16 protein-coding genes are annotated in these 13749 nt (G+C 63.9%); all 16 read left to right on the plus strand.

The window, feature by feature from the left end; genetic code table 11:
* The first annotated feature begins 102 nt into the window (after nucleotides 1–102).
* Nucleotides 103–435, plus strand: coding sequence for a flagellar hook-basal body complex protein FliE (fliE, locus tag ACTORR_RS22395; protein ID WP_294335154.1), 333 nt, complete (start codon nucleotides 103–105; stop codon nucleotides 433–435).
* A gap of 15 nt (nucleotides 436–450) precedes the next feature.
* Nucleotides 451–2226, plus strand: coding sequence for a flagellar basal-body MS-ring/collar protein FliF (fliF, locus tag ACTORR_RS22400; protein WP_313365816.1), 1776 nt, complete (start codon nucleotides 451–453; stop codon nucleotides 2224–2226).
* Nucleotides 2219–3238 carry a flagellar motor switch protein FliG gene (gene fliG, locus ACTORR_RS22405; RefSeq protein WP_054887156.1) on the plus strand — a complete coding sequence of 340 codons (1020 nt, stop codon included), beginning with the start codon at nucleotides 2219–2221 and terminating at the stop codon, nucleotides 3236–3238. Before fliF ends, fliG begins: the two co-directional genes overlap by 8 nt.
* Before the next feature lie 133 nt (nucleotides 3239–3371).
* Nucleotides 3372–4136: a flagellar assembly protein FliH gene (gene fliH / locus ACTORR_RS22410; RefSeq protein WP_054887155.1), complete on the plus strand. Its 765-nt coding sequence runs from the start codon at nucleotides 3372–3374 to the stop codon at nucleotides 4134–4136.
* Nucleotides 4126–5484: a flagellar protein export ATPase FliI gene (gene fliI / locus ACTORR_RS22415; protein ID WP_441343903.1), complete on the plus strand. Its 1359-nt coding sequence runs from the start codon at nucleotides 4126–4128 to the stop codon at nucleotides 5482–5484. The genes fliH and fliI overlap by 11 nt, the downstream gene beginning before the upstream one ends.
* Nucleotides 5485–5490: 6 nt before the next feature.
* On the plus strand, nucleotides 5491–5943 hold the full coding sequence (fliJ, locus tag ACTORR_RS22420) for a flagellar export protein FliJ (RefSeq protein WP_054887153.1): 453 nt from the start codon (nucleotides 5491–5493) through the stop codon (nucleotides 5941–5943).
* A 122-nt stretch (nucleotides 5944–6065) separates the two neighbouring features.
* Nucleotides 6066–6371 (plus strand): STAS domain-containing protein, encoded by a 306-nt coding sequence (locus ACTORR_RS22425; protein WP_054887152.1) that lies wholly within the window; start codon nucleotides 6066–6068, stop codon nucleotides 6369–6371.
* A gap of 8 nt (nucleotides 6372–6379) precedes the next feature.
* Nucleotides 6380–8071, plus strand: coding sequence for a fused response regulator/phosphatase (locus tag ACTORR_RS22430; protein ID WP_099814203.1), 1692 nt, complete (start codon nucleotides 6380–6382; stop codon nucleotides 8069–8071).
* A gap of 60 nt (nucleotides 8072–8131) precedes the next feature.
* Nucleotides 8132–8479 (plus strand): Hpt domain-containing protein, encoded by a 348-nt coding sequence (locus ACTORR_RS22435; protein WP_054887150.1) that lies wholly within the window; start codon nucleotides 8132–8134, stop codon nucleotides 8477–8479.
* A 71-nt stretch (nucleotides 8480–8550) separates the two neighbouring features.
* A complete protein-coding gene (locus ACTORR_RS22440) occupies nucleotides 8551–9858 on the plus strand; it encodes a flagellar hook-length control protein FliK (protein ID WP_099814202.1) in 1308 nt (435 codons plus the stop codon).
* A gap of 379 nt (nucleotides 9859–10237) precedes the next feature.
* Nucleotides 10238–10735, plus strand: coding sequence for a flagellar basal body-associated protein FliL (gene fliL / locus ACTORR_RS22445; protein ID WP_054884191.1), 498 nt, complete (start codon nucleotides 10238–10240; stop codon nucleotides 10733–10735).
* Between the two features lie 9 nt (nucleotides 10736–10744).
* Entirely contained in the window at nucleotides 10745–11713 is a 969-nt protein-coding gene (gene fliM, locus ACTORR_RS22450; protein ID WP_054884190.1) for a flagellar motor switch protein FliM, read from the plus strand.
* Nucleotides 11714–11760: 47 nt separating this feature from the next.
* Entirely contained in the window at nucleotides 11761–12225 is a 465-nt protein-coding gene (gene fliN, locus ACTORR_RS22455; protein WP_054884198.1) for a flagellar motor switch protein FliN, read from the plus strand.
* Nucleotides 12226–12237: 12 nt separating this feature from the next.
* Nucleotides 12238–12684, plus strand: a complete 447-nt coding sequence (fliO, locus tag ACTORR_RS22460) for a flagellar biosynthetic protein FliO (RefSeq protein ID WP_054884197.1) — start codon at nucleotides 12238–12240, stop codon at nucleotides 12682–12684.
* A complete protein-coding gene (gene fliP, locus ACTORR_RS22465; protein ID WP_054884189.1) occupies nucleotides 12684–13451 on the plus strand; it encodes a flagellar type III secretion system pore protein FliP in 768 nt (255 codons plus the stop codon). Before fliO ends, fliP begins: the two co-directional genes overlap by 1 nt.
* Before the next feature lie 21 nt (nucleotides 13452–13472).
* A complete protein-coding gene (gene fliQ, locus ACTORR_RS22470) occupies nucleotides 13473–13742 on the plus strand; it encodes a flagellar biosynthesis protein FliQ (protein WP_054884188.1) in 270 nt (89 codons plus the stop codon).
* Nucleotides 13743–13749 lie beyond the last annotated feature (7 nt).

Here is a 13749-nt window from a genome sequence, read left to right on the forward strand (position 1 = left end):
GTCATTTATAGGTTTGCGGGGCGGGCTGGCACATGAGTTGCTAGTTCAGCGCTATCCGCCGCATGAGTGTCAAAAAAATGCGGCCGCCGGAGAGAGAAGGTCATGAGCCAAGGTGTTGAATTCAATCGTCTGATGTTGGACATGCGGGCCATGCAGGCCGATGCCATGTCGTTGCCCAAAGCCACCGCTGCCCCTGAGCTTGCGCCTGGCCAAAGCACCTTTGCCGACATGCTCGGCCAGGCCATCGGCAAGGTCAACGAGACCCAGCAGGCGTCGACCCAGCTCGCCAATGCCTTCGAGATCGGCAAGAGCGGCGTCGACCTGACCGACGTGATGATTGCCTCGCAGAAAGCCAGTGTGTCCATGCAGGCATTGACCCAGGTACGCAACAAGCTGGTCCAGGCGTACCAGGACATCATGCAGATGCCGGTTTGAGGGCGGAAGTAAGTCATGGCTGAAGCAGTCGTCGAAAACGCCCCCGCCAAGAGCGGTGCGCCAGGTTCCAAGCCACCGTTCCTGAACATGGCGTTCCTGGAGAACATCTCGCAGATGCCCATGCTGCGTCAGGTCGGCCTGCTGGTCGGTTTGGCAGCCAGCGTGGCGATCGGCTTCGCCGTGGTGCTGTGGTCGCAACAACCGGATTACCGGCCGCTGTACGGCAGCCTGGCTGGCATGGACACCAAGCAGGTCATGGATACCCTGGCCTCTGCAGACATCCCCTATCACGTCGAGCCCAACTCCGGTGCTCTGCTGGTCAAGGCCGACGACCTCTCCCGTGCGCGCCTGAAGCTGGCGGCTGCCGGCGTCGCGCCGAGCGATGGCACTGTCGGCTTCGAACTGCTCGACAAGGAGCAGGGGCTGGGCACCAGCCAGTTCATGGAAACCACCCGGTATCGCCGCGGCCTGGAAGGTGAACTGGCGCGAACCGTTTCCAGCCTGAACAACGTCAAGGCCGCCCGCGTGCACCTGGCGATCCCGAAAAGCTCGGTATTCGTGCGTGACGAGCGCAAGCCCAGCGCCTCGGTGCTGGTCGAGCTGTACCCGGGCCGTTCGCTGGAAGCGGGCCAGGTCATGGCTATCGTCAACCTGGTCGCTACCAGTGTGCCCGAGCTGGACAAGTCGCAAGTGACCGTGGTCGACCAGCGCGGCAACCTGCTCTCCGAGCAGTTGCAGGACACCGCACTGACCATGGCCGGCAAGCAGTTCGACTACAGCCGCCGCATGGAAGGCATGCTGACCCAGCGTGTGCACAACATCCTGCAGCCGGTGCTGGGCAATGACCGTTACAAGGCCGAAGTCTCCGCCGACCTGGACTTCAGTGCGGTCGAGTCGACCTCCGAACAGTTCAATCCGGACCAGCCGGCGCTGCGCAGCGAGCAGGCAGTCAATGAACAGCGCGCCAGCAGCCAAGGCCCGCAGGGCGTGCCGGGCGCGCTGAGCAACCAGCCGCCAGGGCCGGCGTCGGCGCCGCAAACCACCGGGGGTACAGCCGGGGCGGCCGCTGCCATCCAGCCTGGCCAGCCGCTGGTGGATGCCAACGGTCAACAGATCATGGACCCGGCCACCGGCCAGCCGATGCTGGCGCCGTACCCGTCGGACAAGCGTGAGCAGACCACCAAGAACTTCGAGCTGGACCGTTCGATCAGCCACACCCGTCAGCAGCAGGGTCGCCTGACCCGCCTGTCGGTGGCGGTGGTGGTCGACGACCAGGTCAAGGTCGGTGCCAATGGCGAAACCACGCGTGCGCCATGGGGAGCCGAAGACCTGGCGCGCTTCACGCGCCTGGTGCAGGACGCGGTGGGCTTCGATGCCAGCCGTGGCGACAGTGTGACCGTGATCAACGTGCCGTTCGCCGCCGACCGTGGCGAAGAGATCGCCGATATCGCGTTCTACCAGCAGCCGTGGTTCTGGGACATCGTCAAGCAGGTGCTGGGCGTGCTGTTCATCCTGGTGCTGGTGTTCGGCGTGCTGCGTCCTGTGCTCAACAACATCACCGGTGGCGGCAAGCAGGCTGCTGCGGACAGCGACATGGAACTGGGCGGGATGATCGGTCTGGATGGCGAACTGGCCAACGACCGTGTCAGCCTCGGTGGCCCGTCAAGCATTCTGTTGCCGAGCCCGACCGAGGGTTACGAAGCACAGCTCAACGCAATCAAAGGCCTGGTGGCCGAAGACCCGGGCCGTGTAGCCCAGGTCGTCAAAGAGTGGATCAACGCCGATGAGTGACAATCGAGCCATTACCGCCAAGCTGAGCCGTGTCGACAAGGCAGCCATCCTGCTGCTGTCGCTCGGTGAGACCGATGCAGCACAAGTGCTGCGACACATGGGCCCGAAGGAAGTGCAGCGGGTCGGTGTGGCGATGGCGCAGATGGGCACCGTGCACCGCGAGCAGGTCGAGCAGGTGATGAGCGAGTTCGTCGAGATCGTCGGCGACCAGACCAGCCTGGGCGTGGGCTCTGACGCCTATATCCGCAAGATGCTCAACCAGGCCCTGGGCGAGGACAAGGCCAACGGCCTGGTCGACCGCATCCTGCTCGGTGGCAACACCAGCGGCCTGGACAGCCTCAAGTGGATGGAGCCGCGTGCCGTGGCCGATGTGATCCGCTACGAGCACCCGCAAATCCAGGCCATCGTGGTCGCCTATCTCGACCCCGACCAGGCCGGTGAAGTGCTGAGCAACTTCGACCACAAGGTGCGCCTGGACATCGTCCTGCGCGTATCGTCGCTCAATACCGTGCAGCCGGCGGCGCTCAAGGAGCTGAACCAGATCCTCGAGAAGCAGTTCTCGGGCAATTCCAACGCTGCGCGCACCACCCTGGGTGGCATCAAGCGCGCCGCCGACATCATGAACTTCCTCGACAGTTCGGTGGAAGGTGCGCTGATGGACGCGATCCGCGAGATCGACAGCGACCTGTCGGAGCAGATCGAAGACCTGATGTTCGTCTTCAACAACCTGGCCGACGTCGACGACCGTGGCATCCAGGCACTGCTGCGCGAGGTCTCTTCCGACGTGCTGGTGGTGTCGCTCAAGGGTGCCGACGAGCGGGTCAAGGACAAGATCTTCAAGAACATGTCCAAGCGTGCCTCCGAGCTGCTGCGCGACGACCTCGAGGCCAAGGGCCCGGTGCGCGTGAGCGACGTGGAAACGGCGCAGAAGGAAATCCTCACCATCGCCCGCCGCATGGCCGAGGCCGGCGAGATCGTACTCGGCGGCAAGGGTGCCGAGGAAATGATCTGATCCTGCAGGCAGCATGGTTCCTCGTGGGAGCGGGCTTGCCCGCGAAGCAGGCAGCGCGGTGTATGGCACCGGCTTCGCCGGTGTTCGCGGGCAAGCCCGCTCCCACAGGGACCGTTGATGAGTAGCTGAGAACATGCCCACCAAAGAATCCCATCCCAGCGACCTGATCCGCGCCCGCGACCTCGAGGGGTTCGATGTCTGGGCGTTGCCCAGCTTCGATCCGGAGCCTGAGCCGGAGCCCGAGCCAGAGCCGGAAGTCGTCGAGGAAGAAGTCGAGGAAGTACCGCTGGAAGAAGTCCAGCCACTGACCCTCGAAGAACTCGAAGCGATCCGCCAGGAGGCCTACAACGAAGGCTTCGCCACCGGCGAGCGCGAGGGCTTCCACAGCACGCAACTGAAGGTGCGCCAGGAGGCCGAGGAAGCGCTTGCCGTCAAGCTGGCCAGCCTGGAGCAGCTGATGGGGCATTTGCTGGAGCCGATCGCCGAGCAGGACACGCAGATTGAACGCAGCATGGTGCATCTGGTTGCGCACATGGCGCGGCAGGTGATCGGCCGCGAACTGCGCAGCGACTCCAGCCAGATCACGCAAGTGCTGCGCGAGGCGCTGAAGCTGCTGCCGATGGGCGCCGACAACATTCGCATTCACCTCAACCCGCAGGACTTCGAGCAGGCCAAGGCGCTGCGCGAGCGTCATGAGGAGCGCTGGAAGCTGCTCGAGGACGAGGCTCTGCTGCCGGGCGGCTGCCGTATCGAGACCTTGCACAGCCGCATCGACGCGACCATGGAAACACGCATCGAGAAAGCCGTTGCGCAACTGTTCGACCAACTGCACGACCAGGCCCTGCACCCGGCGACACCAGACCTGTCGATCGAACTGGACGCCCGCGATGCGCCTTGACCGCACCAGCTTCGGCAAGCGCCTGGGTGGCTACGCCGAGGCGATCGGGCTGCCGGTGCAACCGGTGGTCGAAGGCCGCCTGTTGCGCATGGTCGGCCTCACCCTTGAAGCCGAAGGTTTGCGCGCTGCGGTGGGCGGGCGCTGCCTGGTGATCAACGACGACAGCTACCACCCGGTGCAGGTAGAAGCCGAGGTGATGGGCTTTGCCGGCAACAAGGTGTTCCTGATGCCGGTGGGCAGCATTGCCGGCATCGCGCCGGGTGCCCGCGTGGTGCCGCTGGACGACAGCGGCCGCCTGCCCATGGGCATGAGCATGCTCGGCCGGGTGCTTGATGGTGCCGGCCGTGCCCTCGATGGCAAGGGTGGCATGCGCGCCGAGGATTGGGTGCCGATGGACGGCCCGGTCATCAACCCACTCAACCGTGACCCGATCAGCAAGCCGCTGGACGTGGGCATTCGCAGCATCAACGGCTTGCTCACCGTCGGTCGTGGCCAGCGCCTGGGCCTGTTCGCCGGTACCGGCGTGGGTAAATCGGTGTTGCTGGGCATGATGACCCGCTTCACCGAGGCGGACATCATCGTGGTCGGGCTGATTGGCGAGCGGGGGCGCGAGGTCAAGGAGTTCATCGAACACATCCTCGGCGAGGAAGGGCTCAAGCGCTCGGTGGTGGTGGCATCGCCTGCTGACGATGCGCCACTGATGCGTTTGCGTGCCGCCATGTACTGCACACGCATTGCCGAGTACTTCCGTGACAAGGGCAAGAACGTCCTGCTGCTGATGGACTCGCTGACCCGTTTCGCCCAGGCCCAGCGCGAAATTGCCCTGGCCATCGGCGAACCGCCGGCCACCCGTGGCTATCCGCCGTCGGTGTTCGCCAAGCTGCCCAAACTGGTCGAGCGTGCGGGTAACGGCGAGCCCGGCGGCGGCTCGATCACGGCGTTCTACACCGTGCTGTCCGAGGGTGACGACCAGCAGGATCCAATCGCCGACTCGGCGCGGGGTGTGCTCGACGGCCACTTCGTGCTGTCCCGGCGCCTGGCCGAGGAAGGCCATTATCCGGCCATCGACATCGAGGCCTCGATCAGCCGGGTCATGCCGCAGGTGGTCGATGCCGACCACTTGCGCCAGGCCCAGAAATTCAAGCAGCTGTGGTCGCGCCTGTCGCAGAGCCGTGACCTGATCAGTGTGGGTGCCTATGTCGCCGGTGGCGATCCGGAAACCGACCTGGCCATTGCCTTGCAGCCCAAGCTGGTGGACTTCCAGCGCCAGGGCCTGGACGAGAATGTCAGCATGGGCCAGAGCCGCGACGAGCTGGGGGCGATCTTCACGCCGCCGGCCAAGGGCTGATAGCGCATGAGCCTGCCCGGTCGTGCTGCGCGTCTGGCCCCGGTGGTCGACATGGCCGAAGAGGCTGAGCGCAAGGCTGCCCAGCGGGTGGGGCACTTCCAGCAGCAGGTGGTCCAGGCCCAGGCCAAGCTGGCCGAGCTGGAATCGTTCCGCGAAGGGTACCAGGCGCAGTGGATCAATCGTGGCGGGCAGGGCGTGAATGGCAGCTGGTTGCTGAACTATCAGCGCTTCCTGGCCCAGCTGGAAACGGCCATGACCCAACAGCGGCAGAGCCTGGCCTGGCATGAGAACAACCTGAAGAATGCCCGCGGCACCTGGCAGCAAGCCTATGCCCGGGTGGAAGGGCTACGCAAGCTGGTGCAGCGCTACATGGACGAGGCACGGCGGGCCGAAGACAAGCGTGAGCAGCGTTTGCTGGATGAGCTATCGCAGCGCTTGCCAAGGCAAGGTCATCTGTAACCTGCGCCGGCCTCTTCGCGGGTTTACCCGCGAAGAGGCCGGCACAGGCTACCTTGCCACTCCGGCATCGGGCTGCTAAACCTTGAAGAGTTGCATTCGCCATCATCGAAGGGATCGCTAGCATGGCAGTCGAGACTGATTTTTCGCAGGACGAGAAAAAACTCACGATCAAGGTCAAGGGGCGCTTCGATTTTGGCAAGCATCAGGAATTCCGTGATGCCTACGAGCGCCAAGAGAACAAGCCTGATTCGGTAGTGGTCGACCTGAAGGAGGCTACCTACCTGGACAGCTCTGCGCTGGGCATGCTGCTGCTGTTGCGGGACCATGCCGGGGGTGACGATTCGGACGTGCGCGTGGTGCACGCCAACTCCGACGTGCGCAAGATCCTGGCCATTTCCAATTTCGAAAAACTGTTCGATATCAGTTGAGTGCCCAGATGCCGGCCGAGCATGCGTTGACCGTACTGGTGGCGGAGGACAGTGCGGTAGACCGCGTGTTGCTGGCGCAGATTGTGCGTCGCCAGGGCCACCGGGTGTTCACTGCGGAAAATGGCGAGCAGGCCGTGGCGCTGTTTGCCGAACAGCGTCCGCAACTGGTGTTGCTCGACGCCTTGATGCCGGTGATGGATGGTTTCGAGGCGGCGCGGCAGATCAAGACACTGGCCGGCGAGGCGCTGGTGCCGATCATCTTCCTGACCTCGCTGAGCGAAGAGGATGCCCTGGTGCGATGTCTGGAGGCCGGCGGTGACGACTTCATGGCCAAGCCCTACAGTGCGGTGATCCTCGCGGCCAAGATCCGCGCCATGGACCGCCTGCGCCGTTTGCAGGCGACCGTGCTCGAGCAGCGTGACCAGATCACCCGCCACCATCATCACTTGCTCAACGAGCAGCGGGTGGCCAAGGCGGTGTTCGACAAGGTCGCGCATTCCGGCTGCATCACGGCGCCGAACATCCGTTACCTGCAGTCTCCCTATGCGCTGTTCAATGGTGACCTGCTGCTGGCTGCGTTTACCCCGGCCGGTGACATGCATGTGCTGCTGGGGGATTTCACCGGCCATGGCTTGCCGGCGGCAGTGGGGGCAATGCCGCTGGCGGAAGTGTTCTACGGGATGACCGCGAAGGGCTATGGCTTGGCGCAGATGCTGCGCGAGATGAATGCCAAGCTCAAGCGCATCCTGCCGGTGGACATGTTTTGCTGTGCGCTGCTGCTCAACCTGAGTGTGCAGCGCGGGGCGGTGGAAGTGTGGAATGGCGGCATGCCGGATGGCTACCGGCTGTCGGTAGACGGCGAAGTGCTCGGCAGGCTCGGGTCGCGTCATCTGCCGCTGGGCATCCTCGCGCCGGAGCGCTTCGATGACAGCACCGAAGTGCTGCCGATGGCGGCGGGGGAGCGGCTGTTGTTGCTGTCCGATGGCGTGGTCGATACCGCAGACGAGCACGAGCGCCTGTTCGGTGTGGAGCGCTTGCGCGAGGTGCTGGCCGCCAATCGTGACCCGGCGCAGCTGTTCGATGAGGTAATGCAGGCCTTGGCGCGTTTTGGCGGCAGCCCCCGGGATGACATCAGCCTGTGCGACATACGCATGTTCAGTGGCGAGGACCGGGTGCCCGCGCCGACCCTGTATTCCGACAGTGGGCGCTCCAGTCCGCTGGACTGGGCGTTGGCGTTCGAATTGCGCGGTGAAAGCCTCAAGCGATTCAACCCGGTGCCTTACCTGGTGCAGTTGTTGCAGGAGATTCATGGCCTGCGGCCGCGCACTGGCGCTTTGCACAACGTGCTCAGTGAGCTGTTCACCAATGCCCTGGAACATGGTGTATTGGGCCTGGATTCGCAGCTCAAACGGGATGTGCAAGGTTTTGCCGACTACTATGAGGAGCGCGCCCGGCGCCTGGTGACACTGGCCGACGGGTTCGTGCGTATCGACCTGAAGGTTGAACCCTCTGGGTCGGGCGGGCGTCTCACCATCGAGGTCCGCGACAGTGGCGCGGGGTTCGATGTGCAGCGTGTGCTGTCGCGTCCGTCGGTGGAGCAGGAGTTGAGTGGCCGCGGGCTACACCTGGTGCGGCGGCTTGGCAGCCATGCCGAGTGGTGCGAAGGTGGCCGCTGCGCCCGCGTGCGGTTTGATTGGTGATGTGTCTGGAGGGCCGCAGGGCGGCTCAGGCATAATCCGGCTTGATCAAGGAGTGAGCAAGTGACTGACATGCATATTGACCACAAGGTACTCAGCGACCTGCAGGAGGTCATGGAAGATGGCTACCTGCAGTTGCTGGACACTTTCCTGGAAGACTCCGAACAGCGTTTGAACCAGCTGCATGAGGCCAAGAGTGCCGATGAGCTCGGCATGGCCGCGCACAGCTTCAAGGGCAGCAGCAGCAACATGGGGGCCGTTGGCCTTTCCCGCTTGTGCCAGCAGTTGGAGGAGCGGGTCAAAGAGCGGCCGCTGTATGGCATCGAAGACCTGATCAACCGGATCGACCAGGAATACCTGGAGGTGAAAGGCTTCTATCGTGGCGAGCGTGAGCGCGTTTCGGCGAGTTGATGGAAAGTTGGCGCGACTTTTGCCTCTCAGTGTCCAGATGATATTCCAGTTTCTGGCGCGGAGACCGCTCAATGCCTGTCGCATCCAACCCTTTGTTGCAAGCCAACACCCTGAGCAAGCCGTCGAGCGCGGGCTCCTCGCGGGTGGACAAGCCGCTGCAGGCGGCGGGCGGGCAAGGCGCCGGCTTCGATCAGGTCATGGCTGGGCAGGGGCGTGACAAGGCACCTGCACGCAACGACAAGGCGGCCCCGCCGGTCGCGAAGGACAAGCCTGACGTTGCCCAGGGCGGCAAGAAGGAGGCCGCCGACAAACCGGCGGTTGCCGATGACGGCAACATATTGCCAGCAGACGATGCGCCGCCTGCCACTGTCGACGCTACCGTGCCCAGTGACGTGGGGTCGCTCGATGCCAGCCTGGTGGCGGGCCAGGTGACCGACGCGCAGCCCGGCGCGCAGTTGCTGCAGGCTCAGGCTGAAGCCGTGGCGCCGGTGTTGCAGGCGGCTATCCAGCAGCCGCCCGTGGCCGAGGTTGCCAAGCCAGTGCCGGAACAGCCCGAGACCGATGCGTTTGACCCGGATGCCGACCCGTTGGCCAATCTGCCGACGTTGCGTCTGGCCCTGGAGCAGAGCGCCCAGGCCAAAGGCACGACGTCGACGCACGCTGCGGAGCCAGGCAAAACCCAGTCCGATGACAATCAGGCGGCCGTCAATCCATTGGCGACCCTGATCGACAAGGTCGAGGGCGAGGCCGGCAAGTCCGAGACCGGCGACAAGGCCTTCGGTACCTTGCTCGAAGACGGGCTCAAGGACACCAAGAGCGCCAGCAGCGACACCCGCGTCGATGACTTTGCCAATCGCCTGGCCAGCCTGACCCAGGCGGTGACTGCCAAGACCGCCAATGCCGTGCCGGTCAATGCCAATCCGTTGCATCAGCCGCTGCACATGAACCAGGGTGCATGGGCCGAAGGCCTGGTCAACCGGGTCATGTACCTGTCCAGCCAGAACCTCAAGTCGGCGGATATTCAGCTGGAGCCGGCTGAGCTCGGCCGCCTCGATATTCGCGTCAATGTGGCGACTGACCAGTCCACGCAAATCACCTTTGTCAGTGGTCATGCCGGCGTACGCGATGCGCTGGACAGCCAGGTGTATCGCCTGCGCGAGCTGTTTGCCCAGCAGGGGTTGGCGCAGCCGGACGTCAACGTTGCCGACCAGTCGCGTCAGCAGCAGCAACAGGCGCAGCAGGACGGCTCGCAGCTGTCCGGGGTGGCTGCGCGCCGGGCTCAGGGCGGCGAGGGCGAACAGAGTGGGGCGGGCGAGGTCTCCCGGGCTGTCGAGCAGCAGGTGGTCATTGGTGACAGTGCTGTCGATTATTACGCCTGATGTGTCTGCCTTGAGATTTTCAGCGCCTTTGAGATCGAGCGCCGCCCGCGCGGCGCATCGCGGGCAAGCCCGCTCCCACATCTGTTTCGGGCCAATATCTCCTGTGCCGCCAACAGGATCCGCCTTGGTGCATGACTGGAGACAGGTGGAGCGGCATCAGCGCCCACCGAGATGCATCGACATGCCAACAAGGCGGTCCCTGTTGGCGGCACAGGAATGACTGGCCCGAAACAGATGTGGGAGCGGGCTTGCCCGCGATGCGCCGCGCGGGCGGCGCTCGATCTCACAGGCGACACACCTCTCAAGCCAAACATGGCATAACACTTGCTCAAGCCACGTCATCCTTCTTTGAAACCCCGATGGACGACGGATTATTGGCATGGCGAAGAGCGACGCAGTGAAAGACCCCGCCGCAAAAGGCAAACTCAAGCTGATCCTGCTGCTGGTGCTGGCCCTGTTGCTGGCAGTCGGCCTGTCGGTGGGCGCCACCTGGTTCATCATGCACAAGACTGAATCGGCACCCGCCCCGGAAGCAGCTGCCACCAACGCCAAGGCCCCAGCGATCTACGTGCCGCTGGCGCCAGCCTTCGTGGTCAACTTCAACCAGAACGGCCGCCAGCGCTACATGCAGCTGAGCATCACGATGCAAGGCCGTAGCCAGGCCGACCTGGACGCGCTCACGGTGCACATGCCGGTGATCCGCAACAACCTGGTGATGATGTTCTCCGGGCAGGGGTTCGACACTCTGGCGGCCAGTTCGGTGGGCCAGGAGATGCTGCGTCAGAAAGCCACCGCAGTGGTTCAGGAAGTGGCGCAGAAGGAAGTCGGCAGGCCGGTGGTCGACCAGTTGCTGTTCACCAATTTCGTATTGCAGTAGGAGTCCGCAATGGCCGTACAGGACCTGCTGTCCCAGGATGAGATCGATGCCCTGTTGCATGGCGTCGACGATGGGCTGGTACAGACCGAGAGCGCTGCCGAGCCTGGCAGCATCAAAAGCTACGACCTGACCAGCCAGGATCGGATCGTGCGGGGTCGCATGCCGACCCTGGAAATGATCAACGAGCGTTTCGCCCGCTACACCCGCATCAGCATGTTCAACCTGCTGCGCCGCTCGGCCGACGTGGCTGTCGGCGGCGTGCAGGTGATGAAGTTTGGCGAGTACGTGCATTCGCTGTACGTGCCGACCAGCCTCAACCTGGTCAAGATCAAGCCACTGCGTGGTACCGCGCTGTTCATACTCGACGCCAAGCTGGTGTTCAAGCTGGTGGACAACTTCTTCGGCGGGGACGGCCGTCACGCCAAGATCGAAGGCCGCGAATTCACTCCCACCGAGTTGCGCGTGGTGCGCATGGTGCTGGACCAGTGCTTCGTCGACCTCAAGGAGGCATGGCAGGCGATCATGCCGGTCAACTTCGAGTACATGAACTCAGAGGTCAACCCGGCCATGGCCAACATCGTCGGCCCGAGCGAAGCGGTGGTGGTGTCGACCTTCCACATCGAACTGGACGGCGGTGGCGGTGACCTGCATGTAACCATGCCGTATTCGATGATCGAGCCGGTGCGGGAAATGCTCGACGCCGGCTTCCAGTCCGACCTCGACGACCAGGACGAGCGCTGGGTCAAGGCCCTGCGCGAGGACGTGCTGGATGTCTCCGTGCCGCTGACCGCCACGGTTGCCCGCCGCCAGCTGAAGCTGCGCGACATCCTGCACATGCAGGCCGGCGACGTGATTCCGGTCGAGCTGCCCGAGCACCTGGTGCTGCGCGCCAATGGCGTGCCGTCGTTCAAGGCGCGCCTGGGTTCGCACAAGGGCAACCTGGCCCTGCAGATCATCGACCCGATCGAACGCCGCTGAACGCGTGCCGATCGCTCTCAACGAATTGAATGCCTGTCGAGGACATCATGGCTAACGAAAACGAGATCACTTCCCCTGAAGACCAGGCTTTGGCCGATGAGTGGGCTGCGGCCCTGGAAGAAACCGGTGATGCCGGCCAGTCCGACATCGATGCACTGCTCGCCGCTGACAGCGGCAAGCCCAGTGCCGGTCGCCTGCCGATGGAGGAGTTCGCCAGCTCGCCGCGGCCGAACGAGAACGTCAGCCTCGAAGGCCCGAACCTGGATGTGATCCTGGATATTCCGGTGAGCATTTCCATGGAAGTGGGCAGTACCGAAATCAACATCCGCAACCTGCTGCAGCTCAACCAGGGCTCGGTGATCGAACTTGACCGGCTGGCCGGTGAGCCGCTCGATGTGCTGGTCAACGGCACGCTGATCGCCCACGGTGAAGTGGTAGTGGTCAACGAGAAGTTCGGCATCCGCCTGACTGACGTGATCAGCCCCAGCGAACGTATCAAGAAGCTGCGCTGAGTGAAGCGCACGATGCGGGCCGTGTTGGCCCTGGCCACGCTGCTGGTCAGCGACCTGGCCATCGCCGCTGCCACGCCTGCTGCCTCGCCGGCTGCGGTGCCGGCCACTGCGCCCGGCAGCTTGGGCGGGCAGCTGGCGCAGATGGTGTTCGGCCTGTTGCTGGTGGTGGGGCTGATCTTCTTCCTGGCCTGGGCGCTGCGCCGCATGCAGGGTGCCACGCCCAAGGGCGGGCAGGTGATCGAGATCGTCGGCAGCCGCGCCATCGGCCCGCGTGACCGGCTGCTGCTGGTGCAGGTCGGCAAGGAGCAGATCCTCATCGGTCACACGCCAGGCAGCATCGAAGCCCTGCATGTCATGGCCGAACCGGTCGAAGTGCCCGTCAGCGCCCGCCAGGCGACGCCAGAGTTTGCCCAGCGGCTGATGGAGCTGATGGGCAAGGATCAGAAGGACAAGAAGTGATGAATGGCGCGTTGCGCATTTTGTTGAGCACCTTGTTGCCAATCGCCCTGCTGCTGGCAGCGCCGCTGGCCCAGGGCGCGGACCCGCTGTCGATCCCGGCCATCACCCTGTCCAACACTGCGGACGGGCAGCAGGAGTATTCGGTCAGCCTGCAGATCCTGCTGATCATGACGGCGCTGAGCTTCATCCCGGCGTTCGTCATCCTGATGACCAGCTTCACCCGCATCATCATCGTGTTCTCGATCCTGCGCCAGGCCCTGGGCCTGCAGCAGACGCCGTCGAACCAAGTGCTGACCGGCATGGCCCTGTTCCTGACGATGTTCATCATGGCGCCGGTGTTCGACCGGGTTAACCAGGATGCCCTGCAGCCGTACCTGAGCGAGAAGATGACCGCCCAGCAAGCCATCGACAAGGCCCAGGGCCCGCTCAAGGACTTCATGCTGGCGCAGACCCGGCAAAGCGATCTCGACCTGTTCATGCGCCTGTCCAAGCGCACCGACATCGCCGGCCCCGACCAGGTCCCGCTGACGATCCTGGTACCGGCATTCGTTACCTCGGAATTGAAGACCGCGTTCCAGATCGGCTTCATGATCTTCATCCCGTTCCTGATCATCGACATGGTCGTGGCCAGTGTGCTGATGGCCATGGGCATGATGATGCTGTCGCCGCTGATCATCTCGCTGCCGTTCAAGATCATGCTGTTTGTCCTGGTCGATGGCTGGGCGCTGATCATGGGCACCTTGGCCGGCAGTTTCGGCGGCGTGTGACGCTGCCAGGAGAGCCTACGCATGACACCTGAAGTCGCTGTCGACCTGTTCCGTGACGCACTGTGGCTGACCACCCTGATGGTTGCCATCCTGGTGATACCGAGTCTGCTGGTTGGCCTGGTCGTGGCGATGTTCCAGGCTGCCACGCAGATCAACGAACAGACCCTGAGCTTCTTGCCGCGCCTGCTGGTGATGCTGGTCACGCTGATCGTCGCCGGGCCATGGCTGGTACAGAAGTTCATGGAGTACATCACCGGCCTGTACACCAGCATCCCGCAGCTGATCGGTTGAGCCTGCC

The organism is Pseudomonas sp. SAR267, from assembly GCF_052077595.1.
Taxonomy (GTDB): Bacteria; Pseudomonadota; Gammaproteobacteria; order Pseudomonadales; family Pseudomonadaceae; genus Aquipseudomonas; species Aquipseudomonas vlassakiae.

Coding starts and splice junctions, on each gene's coding strand:
- fliL (WP_054884191.1), top strand. CDS start 10,238: ATGGCGAAGAGCGACGCAGTGAAAGACCCCGCCGCAAAAGGCAAACTC.
- fliP (WP_054884189.1), top strand. CDS start 12,684: ATGAATGGCGCGTTGCGCATTTTGTTGAGCACCTTGTTGCCAATCGCC.
- ACTORR_RS22430 (WP_099814203.1), top strand. CDS start 6,380: ATGCCGGCCGAGCATGCGTTGACCGTACTGGTGGCGGAGGACAGTGCG.
- ACTORR_RS22440 (WP_099814202.1), top strand. CDS start 8,551: ATGCCTGTCGCATCCAACCCTTTGTTGCAAGCCAACACCCTGAGCAAG.
- fliI (WP_441343903.1), top strand. CDS start 4,126: ATGCGCCTTGACCGCACCAGCTTCGGCAAGCGCCTGGGTGGCTACGCC.
- fliQ (WP_054884188.1), top strand. CDS start 13,473: ATGACACCTGAAGTCGCTGTCGACCTGTTCCGTGACGCACTGTGGCTG.
- fliH (WP_054887155.1), top strand. CDS start 3,372: ATGCCCACCAAAGAATCCCATCCCAGCGACCTGATCCGCGCCCGCGAC.
- fliN (WP_054884198.1), top strand. CDS start 11,761: ATGGCTAACGAAAACGAGATCACTTCCCCTGAAGACCAGGCTTTGGCC.
- fliM (WP_054884190.1), top strand. CDS start 10,745: ATGGCCGTACAGGACCTGCTGTCCCAGGATGAGATCGATGCCCTGTTG.
- ACTORR_RS22425 (WP_054887152.1), top strand. CDS start 6,066: ATGGCAGTCGAGACTGATTTTTCGCAGGACGAGAAAAAACTCACGATC.
- fliF (WP_313365816.1), top strand. CDS start 451: ATGGCTGAAGCAGTCGTCGAAAACGCCCCCGCCAAGAGCGGTGCGCCA.
- fliO (WP_054884197.1), top strand. CDS start 12,238: ATGCGGGCCGTGTTGGCCCTGGCCACGCTGCTGGTCAGCGACCTGGCC.
- fliJ (WP_054887153.1), top strand. CDS start 5,491: ATGAGCCTGCCCGGTCGTGCTGCGCGTCTGGCCCCGGTGGTCGACATG.
- fliE (WP_294335154.1), top strand. CDS start 103: ATGAGCCAAGGTGTTGAATTCAATCGTCTGATGTTGGACATGCGGGCC.
- fliG (WP_054887156.1), top strand. CDS start 2,219: ATGAGTGACAATCGAGCCATTACCGCCAAGCTGAGCCGTGTCGACAAG.